This is a genomic window from Butyricicoccus sp. OF10-2, from assembly GCF_003481925.1.
Lineage (GTDB): Bacteria > Bacillota > Clostridia > Oscillospirales > Butyricicoccaceae > Agathobaculum > Agathobaculum butyriciproducens.
This window is the reverse complement of the sequence record NZ_QUMC01000029.1, coordinates 1-14,567: the sequence shown is the minus strand read 5'-3', so window position 1 is coordinate 14,567 and position 14,567 is coordinate 1. Positions and strand designations below refer to the sequence as shown.

Genomic DNA, 14,567 nt, shown 5'->3' with positions numbered 1-14,567 from the left:
CGTTTACCTCAATGTAATATAGTTTTCCGGCTCCGCCAGTACGGCGTTCCCTCCGGAAACATACGCGCTCCAGGTGTCCCGAACTCTCGTGTCGCCGCCCTCGAAGGCACGGCTCTCGTCCGCAAACAGCGGCGCCATGCTGCCCGCCGTCGCCAGACAGGTTACGGTTACGGTCTCGTCCTCGCGGAGCGGTTTGCCGTCCCGCGTGATCCCGATCAGCGTAAAGCCACCGTTTTCCTCCTTGACCTCGATGGCGATGCCGCTGACCACCGGCAGAGAGCCGCGGTTGAACGGCGTAAAGCCGCCCTCGCAGCCCTCGACAAAGGCGCGGACGGTCTCGGTCAGCTCCGCACCGTTCATCGTGCGCTGATACGCGCGTAGATCGTTCGGCATGATCATAGAGGCCGCCATCTTCTCGGTATAGTCTGCCGCCAGCACGCTGCCGGTAAAGCTGTTCGCCGCAGCGATGAGCACATCGGTGTCATACACGCCGCGCAGCGTATTCGCCATTACGGAGAAGGCAGCGTTGCCGCTGTCCGCATGGAAAACGTTCGAATAGCCCTTGTCCGAGGTCAGCACAGCCGCATCCGGGGCAGGCTCGTCCGCAAGCAGCTGCGCGTTGAACGCCTGATACGCCTGCTCTGCTGTGTATTCGCCCGCGATCATGCGCGAGACCACATCCTTGGAGATCGAGAAGAAATCGTTGGAGGCGATGCGGATGTACATATGGTTCTGCTCGACCACCGGGCGCACGTCCTCCAGATAATCGGTCAGACGGAGGCTGACGTTCTGGCTGTAACTCAGGATGTCCTGTCCGTCATAGACGATGTGGTTCTGTGCTTCCTCGGAGAGCATGACATGGAGCACCTGCATCGCCTTGTCGCGGCGTGCGCTGTCCTGTTCCAGCTCGCGGTTCAGCGCAATCTGAAAATACGGGGTAGTCATCAGCCACTGCTGCCCGTCCTGACCGAAGAACGGCAGGAAAGTCGTATCGATACCCTCATCCTGCAGGATCTTAACGTTAGCCGAGGTGCCGAAGCACATGGCAAGCTCGCCGCTGCGCATCCGGTCCATGATGTCGTCGTAGTTCAGTGTCAGGTCAGCGGCGTTCAGGCCGGTGTCGCGGATGAACTGCTCGAGGTTCTTGAATGCGGTCGGCCAGACGGTGTCGTCCAGACCGACTTTCTCGGTGCTGGCCGGGTCGCTGTACGCGGCGCGCCATTTGCGGCCTTCCGCCGAGGAAAGCTCGGAAACCGAAAGTCCCTGAAGGGTTTCCATGCAGGTGTAATCGTAGGTATAGTCCGCATCAAAGCCGCGGATACCGTGCTTTGCAAACGCCTTGCAGGCGGAAACAAAGCTGTCGTAATCGGTTGGCAGCGGAATGCCGTATTTCTCGAACAGACTGCGGTTGACCACAAAGCCGTGCGCGTCCGCGCAGACCGGCAGCCAGTTGATGCTGCCGTCCTCGTTTTTGAAGCTGCTGAGGTAGGGGTTGTAGACCGCGCCTGCCTCGTTGGTCGTGGCGAGGTTCATCAGACTGCCTTGAGCGGCGCAGCGTCATGCAGCGAGAAGCGGCAGCAGGTAATGATGTCCGGCAGGCCGCCGTTCTCGTTCAGAAATTTGTAAAAATCCAGATCGTTATTGCCGACAATGAACTCAATATTCACATCCGGCAGCTGCGACTGGATATAGGGGGCATATTTTTCGTACAGCGTGGTGTTCCATAGATAGACCTGAATGGTTTCCGCGTCCTCCTGTGCTTCGCTCTTTTGTGTGCCGCAGCCGGTCAGCAGACATGCCGCTGTTACCAGTACCGCGAGCAGGAAGGACAGACCCCGCTTCCTCTTTTTTGTTTTCATCAACCAATTCTCCTTACCCGTGACAGCCGCCTCTCCCCGACAGACTGCCCTTCTTTTTCCTCATTTCTCGCCGCAAAACGGCATTATATAAGAATAGCATAGCACTTCGCGGACGGTATTTCAAGGAATTTCGCCTTTTTTCTGCCAAAACAGGCGAAAACACAGACTATACGCCGTATTCGGAGCGCTTTTGCGGCGAATATTCCTGTAAAACAAGTTGAAATGGGATACCGGCGTGAAACGCTGTGTGGCTGCAAGGCTGCGAAAAGAACACACCGCCGCGCCTCCGATGAGCAAAAAAAGACCCGCCGATTTCTCGACGGGTCGATTGCCCAAATTCAATCTGTACATTTCCAAGGCTTCCTTTGCTGCAAGCCTGTGGTAATTTGGTGTAAGCTATCTGCAGAATCTCGCGTGTACACGGTTATTCTGCCTTGTGCGCCCGCAATCAGTCCAGCGGTTTCATTGTCGGGAAATTATGACCTGAACGGACAAAGGTCTGCAAGCCCCTGTTGACCCTCTGCGGTCGCTCAACAGCGGTTAAATCGGCCTCGATTAAAAGTCTGCGATTCCTTGTTGTTTACAATCCTCTCACTGGCACACGCTTTGGCATACGCGGCATACACAGCGAAGTACCGCCTGCACTCACGCTTTGTTCGCATCTGTCTTCCTTTTACTCGTTCATTATACCACTTTTTCGGCGCTCTGCTACTTGAAATTTCAACTGTACTCATTCGCTCAAAATTCAAAAACCGCTTCCCGAACGCCTCAGCCTGCTTTTCCCAAAATCGCTGATTACTTATAATTCTTATATTCGACCCATTTCCGAACAATTCCCCCTAAAATAGAGCAAACACTCAAACTGACAAGCAGCAGATTTGCAAGTTCCCCAAAAGCCAGAAAAGCGACTGCAACAAACAGGTTCATTACAAGAACTACTCCTGTTTTTGGTATCTTTGCCACAGTATACATATACGGAATCCAGTCCATAATAAAACCGCTAACACACCGAAACAAAGGATATGTCTCTATTTTTGGTAAAACCATAGATGTAGGTTAATCATGTTTTTTAATCAGCATTTTGCTACTCACTGTCTTCCCCAAATAGCTACCGAATTTGACCTCACGATCAATTCTTCGACAGGTAGACCAATCGGGCAAATGTTATGGCAAGCTAATGATTTCCCGCATCCCTCAAAATAATTTTCCTTATATTGAGTTGAAACATCGTTTCGATGGCTTATTTCCTGTTCTTCATTCAGAATCCGAAATGCGTTGACTGCAGCAACAGCGCCTGCAAAAGTCCCATTTGCAGAGAAGTTAGGACACACTTCAAGGCAGCAGCCACACATCAGACAGCGTGCCGACTGGTATCTCGGTTCATGTGTCCACGAACTCATATAAGCTTCACTTTCAAGCCAAAGGTTCAGTTTTTTCAAATTTTCAAACAGATTTGACCGGTCAACGATCAAATCTCTTACAAGCGGAAATTTGCTTAAAGGTTCCAAGGTAATTGTAGAACCTTTTAACGTATGTAGAAATGTAGAGCATGCCAGCCTCGGACGTTCGTTAATCAGCATGGCGCAAGCCCCACATTTTCGCACCATACAGCTACATTCCCAGCTGATGGGAGTAACTATATTCCCTGAGTTATCTTTCAAAGGGGTTCTACTGTTCAATTCCTTTAGAACAGTGGCAACAGAGCTGTTTCTGCTTCCGTCGAACTCAAATTCCTGCCAATAACTGTCTGCTTTCTGACTCTCCTGCCGCCTGATTCTTATTTTATATACCAAGTGAATCACCGCCTTTCTGGAACAGGTACAAAGGAAATCTGTATCTGCTTTCCATCAAATCTGGCTACCGTTGTTTTAAGGTAATCATCGTCATTGCTCTTCGGATAATCCTCCCGCCAGTGTGCACCACGGCTTTCTTTTCTTGCAAGAGCACTCTTTAGAACTGCCATGCCAAGCAATGGAAGATTTCCTGTCAGCGCTTGTACCGTTTGAATCCCATTTAACAACGTATTCTCATTTCTGACAACGCCCATAGTCTCCTGCATCACTTTGTTTAATTGCTTTATTTCTGAAATTTGGGACGCTGGTGGAAAATCTATCTGTGTCGCACAAGATAGATCTACTACATCTGCCTGTTCGCATGCTGATTTTGCCGCAACACGTCCTCCGTATAACGCTCCTAACAGAGAATTTCCACCAAGACGGTTGGCACCATGATATTGGGCACAGCATTCTCCGACAGCGTAAAGATTCTGAATCGGCGTTCTGTGCTGCTCATCCACCAGAATGCCTCCCATAAAATAGTGAATTCCCGGTAAAACAGACACCGGTTCCTTTCGTATATCTTTATGCAGATAGGTCATACAATCGTCTGCCAGACCAGATAGCTTATTTGAAATAATCTCGTCCGATATTTCCGTCATGTCAAGAAATACCTCTGATTCATGGCTGACCTTCCATATCTCTCTGGCGGTAATATCTCGTGGCATCAGATTTCCAAGCTCCGGGTATTTTTCCTCCATGAAATACCATTGTTTTCCATCTTTCATGGCAAACAACCTGCCACCTTCCCCTCTGGCCGCCTCGCTGATGAGCATGCGTTTTCCACCACATTTCACAGTTGTCGGATGATACTGGATCATCTCGCCATTTGCCAGAGGAACACCAAGCCTGAACAATTCTGCGGTGACTTCTCCTGTATTGCTCAGCGAACCCGTTGTATTTCCAAACAATCCGTGCATACCACCGGTGGCAACAATAACCGCATCCCCCGGTAATTCCACAGTCTCCTGACTGTATTCATCCCTGATTACGCAGCCACAACAAATATTGTCACAAAGACGAAGTGTTAGGAAAGAATGATGGCTGAACCGTTCTACCATACCAGATGCTTCTTTCCTGCGAACAGCGTCTATCATAGCTGTCATAATCTGCTTCCCGGTATCGCTCTGCGCAAAAGCAGTCCTTTTCTTTTTCTGCCCGCCAAAATTCCGCAGATCCACATCATCATAGCCGCTCATGTTAAATTGAACTCCAAGTTTTAACAGCCAGTGCACCAGCTCCGGTGCTGCCTGTGTCATTCCCCAAACTGCATTTGGGTCTGCCAGACCGCAAGCCGCCTTTATTGTATCTGTGAAATGTTCTTCGGGACTGTCGTTTTCATCTTTTGTATTCAAAGCTGCGTTGATACCGCCCTCCGCCATAACAGACTGTGCCCGCTCTGATGGAAAGGAGGAAACCAGTTTTACATTGCATCCATTTTCCGCTGCCTGCAAAGCCGCTGAAAGTCCTGCCAGTCCAGCACCTATAATAATAATAATTGTCTTACTCATAGATATTGCCACCCAATATAATAGAAAATAACTGCGCCCGCTATAAACAGAAGGAGCACCGAAAGAATCAAATAAATATCCCCCCTTCGTTCTTTATAACTGATGATTCCCAGCGATACGAGCAATGGGCGGATATTGATAAAAATATGAACAAAGATTGCCGCCACGAACAAAAGCTGAGTTACCATCTTTACCGTTGTAAAAGGGAACAAAATATATGTCCCATTCTGCACCTTTCCAAACAAGCCAATATGGAAGAACAGCAGGATCAGTATTGCCAGCCCACTGGCTCGTCTCGCCCAGAATATGGCGTTCTGTTTCAGATACATTTTTCCGGATTGCTTCGCTGTCTGTAAACTCTGAACTGTCAGGATGACACCAATCACCGTATGCACAACAAGAATACCAACACCAATCCATGCAAGAAGTTTCCCTGCGCTACTTCCAACTCCGTTCAGCATAAAGCTGCCCATGATTCCATGAATCATAAAAATGAGAAGCATTAAAACAGACAAAATCGTATTCCATTTTCTCATAAATTCCCGCTCACCTCATTTCTTCGCTGTCCATGATCATATAGTCCATCTGTGTTAGCGTTGTAACGTCAATAAAATCATCCGATGCCAGGAATACATCATACTTTCCACTTACCACTCTTGATAGCATCATTGTGTTACTGTACTCTTTCAGATCTACGAAAAAACCGGCCTGTTTCAACCTGTCACAGAGTTTCTTAGCATAACTGACAAGCGGATAATCCGTCTCAGATACATATAACCGAAAACTAATGTCCGTTTTCATGAGATCTGTTTCATTTGTTTCCGAATCGTCCAGTGCCAATTCTTTTAATTTATTCCGGGTGTTCTCGTTGTCGAGACCATCTGACATCATATTAATACCGAGAACATAAGAGCCTTCCAACTGTGCGGCGGCTTGGGCAGCTTTTTTTGCTTTCGGTGTTGCTCCTGTGATTGCATCAATCATAGAGAGCGGTGAGTGCAAAAGTGCACCGAAACCTGCAAGAAAAACAATCGTAACAACTAACAGAATCAGTTTTCGTTTCACATTCCCACCTCATTTCCTATTTTCTCAAAATTCTCATTGCGTTTAAAACAGCAATTATGGTAACGCCTACATCACCAAATACAGCTTCCCACATTCCCGCAATACCAAGAGCGCCAAGAATCAGGAACACACTCTTAATCCCAAGAGCAATCACTATATTCTGCATGACAATCTGTTTTGTCGCTTTTGCTACTTCAATCGCGTCCACCAGCTTAGACGGTTCATCTGTCATCAGAACTACATCTGCTGCTTCAATGGCCGCATCCGAACCAAGCCCACCCATTGCAATACCAACATCTGCACGGGCAAGGACAGGAGCGTCATTGATACCATCACCAACAAAAGCCATTTTGCTTCCCGGTCTCTTTTTACCATCTAAAAGCTCAACCTTTTCCACTTTTTTGGTCAGGAAGCAGCTGTGCATAATATTCATCCAACTGCAATTCTTCTGCAACAGACTTCCCAATTTTTTCATCATCACCGGTAAGCATGACTGTTTTTTCCACACCGATATGTTTCAAATCAGAAATTGCTTTTTTGCTGTCCGGCTTTACTTCATCTGTTATCAAAATGCATCCGGCATATTGACCATCTACTGCTATATAAACCTTTGTACCAACTTTTTCACAGGCTGTGTACTCCACATGCTCTGAATCCATAAGTTTCGTATTGCCAGCATAAACTTTCTTCTTTCCTGCCATGGCACTGATTCCATATCCGGAAATTTCCTTGTAATCAGAGATAACTGATTGGTCAATTTCTTTTCTATAAGCGGAGAGAATGGATTTTGCAATAGGATGGTTAGAAAAGCTCTCTGCCTGGGCCGCATACTCCAGAACCTGTTCTTTTGAAAATCCATTTGCAGGCAGAATATCAGTCACATTGAAAACACCCTTTGTAAGTGTTCCAGTTTTATCGAACACAATAATGCTGACATTATTAAGCGCCTCTAAATAATTACTTCCTTTTACAAGAACACCTCGTTTAGATGCCGCACCAATACCTCCGAAGAGAGTCAGCGGGATTGAAATGACCAATGCACATGGGCAAGATACCACAAGGAAAACAAATCCTCTGCGAATCCACTCTGTCCAACCTCCACCAAGAAGGATCGGTGGCAGAATTGCCAGAATAGCTGCTAAGATTACAACAACAGGAGTGTAATAACGTGCAAATGTAGTAATGAAATTTTCTGTTGGTGCTTTTCTACTGGACGCATTCTCCACAAGATCAATAATCTTTGAAGCAGTAGATTCACCAAATGCTTTCGTTGTCTTAATCGTTAAAACACCCGTCTGATTCATACAACCGGAAAGTGCTTCGTCTCCTTTATGAACGCTTCTCGGAACCGATTCTCCAGTTAAAGCCCTCGTATCCAGCATAGAATCTCCATCCAATACCACACCGTCTAATGGGATTTTTTCACCAGGCTTTACAATAATAATCTCACCAATGGCAACACTTTCAGGAGATATGGTAATCAATTCTCCGTTCCTTCTGACTGTAGCACAATCCGGACGTATATCCATTAAATCTGATATAGATTTTCTGGAACGCTTAACAGCCAACGACTGGAAAAATTCACCAACTTGATAGAACAGCATAACAGCAACTGCTTCTGGATATTCACCAATGACAAAAGCCCCAATCGTAGAAACACTCATCAAAAAATGTTCATCAAATACACGCCCCTTTGAAATGTTCCTCACAGCCTGCCATACAACATCTCCACCAAGAATAACATAAGAAACAATGAGAAAAGCTAACTCGATAGGCAGTGGCACTTTCGCAAAAACAGTCAATGCCATACCAATACCATAGATTGCTGCGCCAATCGCTAAACGAATCGTCAACTTCTTGTCCTCATTGTTATAGGATTCATTGGCCTCCTGCTTTTTTCCGGTATATAAGATTCCTGTACAATTTCAGAAACTTCCACATCTGGCTCATGGCTATGAACAATCGTTTCAATCTGACTGGCTATCGTATCTGCGGCTGTCTGAGCAACATTGATTGTAAGCGTCTGCTTCATCAGATTTACCACTGAGGATTGCACTCCATCCAATTCTCCGACTTCTTTTTCAATTTTTGCGGAGCAGTTCGGACAGTCCAAGCCCTTTAACAAATAACTCTTTGTAACGGGGATAATTGTTTCTTCCTGAACCTCCACACCCGGCTCATGGCTGTAGACAATCGTTTCAATCTGACTGGCTATTGTATTTGCGGCAGCTGGAGCAACATTGATTGTAAGCGTCTGCTTCATCAAATTTACAACTGAGGATTGTACTCCATCCAATTCTTCGACTTCCTTTTCAATTTTTGCGGAACAATTTGGACAGTCCAACCCTTTTAATAGAAATATGCGTTTCATGATAATCTCCTTATAATTTGTTTAATTGTTCAATCACTCACTTAAACTTCCCACATAAATAGTGGGATTTGTACCTTGAAAACTCTATATTTCAGATCCTAAAAATACCACTTACGCCACCCGGAAGTCTTCACTTAGGGCGTTCTGCATGAATTCTGGCAGTCTGTTGAAGAAGTCGATATAGATTTTTTCAATCAGCTCGTCAGAAACGTGTAAGATTGCTTGATAAACGCTCCATAGCAAGTACCTTGCCAGCCCCAAAGTGCTGCAACATGGTTTTGCAAGCAATAATCCGCAACGTTCGCTCCTCCAGTATTCACCTGTAATCTCCATACCGCCATCTTCTCATCTCCCCGCTTTCTTCTTTAGTGCTTATCCACCTTCCGCTTCGGGAACCATCCTTTTGCCACTCTTATTTCCTGTTCTTTCAGTTCCTTAATGCTCCAAAAGCAACTGACGCCCAAAACACCCAGGGAAACCGACCAAAGTATTTCCTGCATTCTTACGGATAGAATCATACACAAAATGCCCACCAGCAAAAATACCGGCCAACAGCGGCTTCCAAAGTAATACTCCGCATATATAACAATAGGATGGAACAATCCAATCAGAAAAAAGGTAAGCACACCAATCAATATACCACTAAAATTCATCATAACTCCTTGTCCTTTTCCTTATACAAACAGCACATTATCGCAGACCGGCGCAACTTATCTTCTGCGTGCAACAGTCGCCCTCAACAACATATCCAATATGCGCAAAGAAGAAGTATTGCAATATAGAACTACAACCTTCCTCTTCTATATTTTTTAAATATCTGACACATTTTTACGGATTGCATTTTTTACACGGATCATAACCTGCAGCAATCAGCGCATCCCTACTCTATAATTTGTTTAATTGTTCAATTACTCAACTATAATATTAAAAAATATTATTTCTGCCAAAGATGCTCAAATCCCTTGTCAATAATCTCTTTCACATGATCATCTGCCAGCGAGTAGTAAACTATCTGTGCTTCTTTACGGAATTTTACCAGATTCGCAAGACGCAATGCCTTTAACTGGTGTGAGATTGCGGATTTCGTTACCCCCAGTAGCACAGCAAGATCACATACACACATCTCACTCTGTTCCAGAGCGTGTAAGATTTGTACTCTGGTACCATCTCCAAATAGCTTAAATAAAGATGCTAACTGGATATAATCATCTTTGGGTTGCATCTTGGATTTCACATCATTCACAATATCCTCATGAATTACATCGCAATTACAAATATAAGACGTTTTAGGCATACACTTACCTCGTATAATTTTAGTTGAATAGTTGTTCAACTATGATTATATTCATTTATTTTTCTATGTCAATAAGATTAGTAAATATCTTCTTGGATTTTTGTTTTTAACTGCTTAATACTTTTATACCGCATCAAAGAATGTGTAGATGAGTTTGAATATAAATTCAAGGACTCCGAAACAGGAAAAATTAAAAAGTTCAAGATAACAGAAAAAAGGATTGTTACTTTTAATCCCAAACTGGCCAAGAAGCAGATATATGAGATTAATAAAGAAGTTGAAAAAGCAAAACTGCTGAAAGCTTCACAGGCAAAGTGCTCAGAATACGGCGACTCTGCAAAATATGTGATTTTTACCACTACAGGTGAACAGCGAATAAGTTTGTAAGGCTAAATTCCACACCCAACAGGAATTTACTTTTACAAATAATTGAACAGACGTTTTCTACATTCATCTATTGACTTTACTGCACAGAACGACTACAATACAGCCATATAAGGAAGTGCGTTACTATGCCGCAAACTGCTTTTCGCCCCAACCACATGCACATTGCGTGGCACGATTACACATCACATGATGCTACTCTACCGATCTCTGCCGCGCCCTTGCGCGAGAAGGCCTCCGTCATCGGCCGCACCGGCTTGATGCTGCTCTCATGCGGCACCGGTGCATGGCGTGTCCGCAGTTCGATGAACACGCTTGCGGAGGAGCTGGGGCTGGTCTGTGCAGCCGACATTGGCCTGACCTCAATCGAATACACCTGCTTTGACGGTGAACAGGCATTTTCGCAAACGCTCACGCTGACCAGCACAGGCGTCAACACCTCAAAGCTCAACCGACTCGAGCAGTTCGTCGCTGAGTTTGCCGACATCTGCTCCCGTATGACCGGCGAGCAGCTGCACACCCACCTTGACGAAATCGAGCAGGTGCACGGACTGTATTCGCCACTGATGCTCGGTCTGGCGGCTGCCCTCGCCTGCGGTGCATTTACGTTTCTGCTCGGCGGCGGCTGGGTCGAGATGATACTCGCATTCTTTGGCGCGGGTATCGGCAACGCCGTGCGCTGCAAGCTGTCCAAGCACCATCTGACGCTTGTGCTCTGCACGACTGTTTCGGTCGCAGCAGCCTGTCTGGTGTACGCGGGCTGTCTCAAGATTGCCGAGATGACCTGCGGCATCAATGTCCAGCACGAAGCCGGCTACATCTGCTCCATGCTGTTCATCATTCCCGGATTTCCGTTCATCACCAGCGGCATCGACATGGCCAAGCTGGATATGCGGTCAGGTCTCGAACGGCTCAGCTACGCGGTAATGATCGTATTGATTGCCACGATGGCCGCATGGCTGATGGCGCTCGCGCTGCACCTCAAACCGGTAGATTTTCTGCCGCTGAACCTCAGCATGCTACAGTATATCGTATTCCGCCTGCTCACCAGCTTCTGCGGTGTGTTCGGCTTTTCGATCATGTTCAACAGCCCGGTACCACTGGCGATGTCCGCCGCGGTTATCGGCGCAATATCCAACACGCTGCGTCTGGAGCTGGTTGACCTTGCATCTTTGCCGCCTGCGGCTGCCGCATTTTTCGCGGCCATGATCGCCGGACTGCTGGCTTCTGCGTACAAAAAGCACTCCGGTTTTCCGCGCATCGCGATTACAGTGCCATCTATTGTGATTATGGTGCCCGGCCTGTATCTCTACCGCGCAATTTACAATCTCGGTATGATGAACCTGAGCATTTCCGCTTCGTGGTTCGCGTCTGCCACATTGATCATTCTCGCGCTTCCGCTCGGACTGATCTTCGCCCGTATTATGACGGATAAGATGTTCCGTTACTGCACCTGATTTTCTGCAGACAAGCCAAAACCGCTGCTGTGAGTTTTCCTCATAGCAGCGGTTTTGTTATGCTTTTTACAGCGGCAGCGAGTCCTTGCCAGCCTGATGGATCATCTCCTCACGACAGCGCAGCACAATGCCGTCCACCTGCTCGAGATGGTGCAGGATGTTATGTTCAAACTCCTTAAGCGGCAGCAGAACGCCCAGTTCATCGTGGCTTTTCTGCAACTTGTAGCCGGTGTCCTGACCGTAGAATACCATCGCGGTCGGACACCTCTGCTGGATTTCATTGAATGCGTCCCAGACGATGTTGTACGCCTGTGCTTCGGTCAGACCCTGCTCGACCGTATCCGGCAGCGCGTACAGCGTCAGCACGCCGCGGCGGGACGGCGAATACATCTCCCGCACCTGCATGTCCTTGGTGTACTTGTGGCGCAGATGACTGCCATCGGCCAGGTAGAGCGCCGCACGCGGTACAGACAGGTGCTGACGGTAAATATCGTGGAACTTGCGCAGCTCTCGTGCCGAGACGGCATTGCGGTATTCCTCGCGCACCTCACCGTTCGCATCGGTCAGCAGTCTGGGATTCCCGCCGTTTTTGCCATGAAAGCGATACGGAATAAGATAGGCTGTGCGCAGCAGATCGAACATCGTGTTATTGCATAGCGCAATCGTCAGCGCGGAAATATCGCGGTTCTCGTAAGCCTGCAAAAGCGCTTTCGCAAAGCTGCACTCTGCACCGCCGCCATCCTCAAACGATGCATTCTCCTGTTCCATGCAGAAGGTTTCGTACAACTGCTGCTCTGCACCCGGATTGCTCAGAATTCTGTGGAACAGTGCTTCGGCGTGTTCCTCTCTTGGAAAAAGTGATGCCATGATAATTCCTCCTCATGCACTGTCAAGAGCTTGCTTTTTCGCAATACAAGCATAGCCCTGTTTATCTCGTATGTCAATCGTATTTTTCAAATTATAACGTAACCGTCAAACCTCCCGCATCTCCTGTGGCCAACTATTAGGGTAGCATTCACAAAAGAGTCTATGAATATGAACCGTCGTTTTTACTGAGAAATTACTGCCTTTCTCGGAAAGCACGCTTTCAATGTCCACTTTTTCATTCTCAATATCCACTTTTGCATTTCCCATATCCACTTTTTCTTCATTCAAAAGTCCACTTATATGTAGATTGCGATTATGAAGCTCATTCTTCTCGTTCAAAAGCAGATTTCTGAAAAACACTTCCAGATACTCCGTTGTTTCGTGAATACCTTTCTGCAGGTTCGTATAGTTTGCACGGACAAGTGCATTTCTGAAATACCACGCATTTTCCGCAAATATATCATTGGTAGCAGAAAAACCAAGTGTCCTCAAACAGGATTTGAGTTGCATAATTCTACTTCAGCTTCATCTTTCCCTCCATTCGCATCATCTCATTCTGGGATTGCGCTTTGGTCACGTTTGCATAAACGCGCATGGTTGTTTCGGCATCTGCGTGCCCCATGATAATCTGAACTGTTTTCAAGTCTATTCCGCCCAGAATCATCCTCGTACAGAATGTATGCCGCAACATATATGTTTTGATTGTAAAGAGGAGACACTGCTCCGTTAAATTTAATCAGTGCGCACATACATCAATTATCTCTTTATGAGAGAAAGGAGTGCTTTTGCTTGAAATTTCTTCATAAAAAGAATTCGAAAAAAGGAGCTATCCCAAACGGATAACTCCTTACTTTCTGTAAAGCCATTTTGTTCATATGTGGTGTCAAATTGGTGTCAAACCAATCCCACAATGCCCAAAAGTGACGGTATATCTAGACTTTTTAGTCCAGCGGCTTCATCGTCGGGAAATTATGACCTGAACGGACAAAGGTCTGCAAGCCCCTGTTGACCCTCTGTAGTCGCACAACAGCGGTTAAATCGGCCTCGATTAAAAATCTGCGATTCCTTGTTGTCTACAATCCACTTGCTGGCACACGCTTTGGCATACGCGGCATACACAGCGCAGTACCGCCTGCACTCACGCTCTGTTCACATCTGTCTTCCTTTTACTTATTCATTATACCACTTTTTCGACGCTCTGCTACTTGAAATTTCAACTGAACCCATTCGCTCAATATTACAAAAGGCGTTTTCCGAAGGCTTAACAGTCGTAAGGAACTATTTGTCTTGCGGTTGGGGCAGAGGACGGTGTGACCGAAAAGGTCACGCCGTTTTTCTGCGTCCAAGGGTAGATTCTGCGATCATGGGTTCTACCAGTACGGGGATCTCCACATCGTCCAAAAAGTTGAAGAAAATCTCAACCTTCTGTCGGCGCTTGCCGCTGGACTTGTCCGGCGCATGGATGATGATCTTCTTGATATACTCGTTGACAATCGTCTGCGTCAGCTCCGTGACATCCACATACTTTTTCGTCAGCGCAATGAAAGCGTCCAGATCATCGCCCATTGCCTGCCGCTGCTCGCCCCATTCTTCCGTTGTTTCATTTCGAGCTTTAACCGTTCCTGCTCCGCTTCATAATCAGCCGTCATTTTCTTATACTTCTCCTTGCCGATCTCACCGAGAGCGTAATCCTCATAGAGCCGGGACATGACCACATCAAGATTGGCAAGGCGCTTTTTTGCCTGCTCCATGCGTTTCTGATCTTCCCGGATGTCTCGTTCCTGATCGGCGCGGCGGTAATGCAGCCACTCCTCCTGAAAGCCCTCCACATCGCTGCGGATATACGCATTGACCGCCTGAATCCGTTCCTGTACCAGTTCCCGCAGTACATCTTCCCGGATATAGTGTGCGCTGCATTCGCCCC

At 46.9% G+C, this 14,567-nt stretch carries 16 protein-coding genes and 2 pseudogenes; 1 reads left to right on the top strand and 17 read right to left on the bottom strand.

Annotated elements, in window-relative coordinates; translation table 11 throughout:
- Positions 1–3 precede the first annotated feature (3 nt).
- The 12 genes and pseudogenes from DXB00_RS13305 to DXB00_RS13255 form a co-directional block, all read right to left on the bottom strand.
- The gene (locus DXB00_RS13305) at positions 4–1,533 is read right to left on the bottom strand and encodes an extracellular solute-binding protein (RefSeq protein WP_243107233.1); all 1,530 of its coding nucleotides are present in this window, start codon (positions 1,531–1,533) and stop codon (positions 4–6) included.
- Positions 1,533–1,859 (bottom strand): hypothetical protein, encoded by a 327-nt coding sequence (locus DXB00_RS17435; protein ID WP_243107232.1) that lies wholly within the window; start codon positions 1,857–1,859, stop codon positions 1,533–1,535. Before DXB00_RS17435 ends, DXB00_RS13305 begins: the two co-directional genes overlap by 1 nt.
- Positions 1,860–1,979: 120 nt before the next feature.
- The gene (locus DXB00_RS13300; RefSeq protein WP_118729927.1) at positions 1,980–2,210 is read right to left on the bottom strand and encodes a hypothetical protein; all 231 of its coding nucleotides are present in this window, start codon (positions 2,208–2,210) and stop codon (positions 1,980–1,982) included.
- 444 nt (positions 2,211–2,654) lie between these two features.
- Positions 2,655–2,906 (bottom strand): MptD family putative ECF transporter S component, encoded by a 252-nt coding sequence (locus DXB00_RS13295; RefSeq protein WP_118360377.1) that lies wholly within the window; start codon positions 2,904–2,906, stop codon positions 2,655–2,657.
- A 41-nt stretch (positions 2,907–2,947) separates the two neighbouring features.
- Positions 2,948–3,661: a succinate dehydrogenase/fumarate reductase iron-sulfur subunit gene (locus DXB00_RS13290; protein ID WP_442861150.1), complete on the bottom strand. Its 714-nt coding sequence runs from the start codon at positions 3,659–3,661 to the stop codon at positions 2,948–2,950.
- Positions 3,658–5,205 carry an FAD-dependent oxidoreductase gene (locus tag DXB00_RS13285; RefSeq protein WP_118729928.1) on the bottom strand — a complete coding sequence of 516 codons (1,548 nt, stop codon included), beginning with the start codon at positions 5,203–5,205 and terminating at the stop codon, positions 3,658–3,660. Before DXB00_RS13285 ends, DXB00_RS13290 begins: the two co-directional genes overlap by 4 nt.
- Positions 5,202–5,741 carry a hypothetical protein gene (locus tag DXB00_RS13280; RefSeq protein WP_008703787.1) on the bottom strand — a complete coding sequence of 180 codons (540 nt, stop codon included), beginning with the start codon at positions 5,739–5,741 and terminating at the stop codon, positions 5,202–5,204. The genes DXB00_RS13285 and DXB00_RS13280 overlap by 4 nt, the downstream gene beginning before the upstream one ends.
- Positions 5,742–5,751: 10 nt before the next feature.
- On the bottom strand, positions 5,752–6,270 hold the full coding sequence (locus DXB00_RS13275; RefSeq protein ID WP_118729929.1) for a DUF6921 family protein: 519 nt from the start codon (positions 6,268–6,270) through the stop codon (positions 5,752–5,754).
- Positions 6,271–6,286: 16 nt separating this feature from the next.
- Positions 6,287–8,641: pseudogene (locus tag DXB00_RS13270) on the bottom strand (heavy metal translocating P-type ATPase).
- 111 nt (positions 8,642–8,752) lie between these two features.
- Positions 8,753–8,974 (bottom strand): hypothetical protein, encoded by a 222-nt coding sequence (locus DXB00_RS13265; RefSeq protein ID WP_119215030.1) that lies wholly within the window; start codon positions 8,972–8,974, stop codon positions 8,753–8,755.
- A 32-nt stretch (positions 8,975–9,006) separates the two neighbouring features.
- Positions 9,007–9,297, bottom strand: coding sequence for a DUF4491 family protein (locus DXB00_RS13260; RefSeq protein WP_118729931.1), 291 nt, complete (start codon positions 9,295–9,297; stop codon positions 9,007–9,009).
- Between the two features lie 278 nt (positions 9,298–9,575).
- Positions 9,576–9,935, bottom strand: coding sequence for an ArsR/SmtB family transcription factor (locus DXB00_RS13255; RefSeq protein WP_005330964.1), 360 nt, complete (start codon positions 9,933–9,935; stop codon positions 9,576–9,578).
- 512 nt (positions 9,936–10,447) lie between these two features.
- On the opposite strand from DXB00_RS13255, the gene DXB00_RS13245 reads away from it, so the two are divergent.
- Positions 10,448–11,776 (top strand): threonine/serine ThrE exporter family protein, encoded by a 1,329-nt coding sequence (locus tag DXB00_RS13245; RefSeq protein WP_110436406.1) that lies wholly within the window; start codon positions 10,448–10,450, stop codon positions 11,774–11,776.
- 66 nt (positions 11,777–11,842) lie between these two features.
- Here DXB00_RS13245 and DXB00_RS13240 read toward each other — a convergent pair whose 3' ends face one another.
- The 5 genes and pseudogenes from DXB00_RS13240 to DXB00_RS13225 form a co-directional block, all read right to left on the bottom strand.
- Positions 11,843–12,643: a DUF4866 family protein gene (locus DXB00_RS13240; protein WP_118285405.1), complete on the bottom strand. Its 801-nt coding sequence runs from the start codon at positions 12,641–12,643 to the stop codon at positions 11,843–11,845.
- Positions 12,644–12,748: 105 nt separating this feature from the next.
- A complete protein-coding gene (locus DXB00_RS13235; RefSeq protein WP_442861151.1) occupies positions 12,749–13,153 on the bottom strand; it encodes a hypothetical protein in 405 nt (134 codons plus the stop codon).
- 4 nt (positions 13,154–13,157) lie between these two features.
- Positions 13,158–13,334, bottom strand: coding sequence for a tyrosine-type recombinase/integrase (locus DXB00_RS13230; protein WP_119215029.1), 177 nt, complete (start codon positions 13,332–13,334; stop codon positions 13,158–13,160).
- 632 nt (positions 13,335–13,966) lie between these two features.
- Positions 13,967–14,209: a DUF4368 domain-containing protein gene (locus DXB00_RS17430; protein ID WP_243107230.1), complete on the bottom strand. Its 243-nt coding sequence runs from the start codon at positions 14,207–14,209 to the stop codon at positions 13,967–13,969.
- Positions 14,176–14,567 (bottom strand): annotated as a pseudogene (locus tag DXB00_RS13225) (hypothetical protein); the annotation flags it as partial. The gene DXB00_RS17430 and the pseudogene DXB00_RS13225, both read right to left, overlap by 34 nt.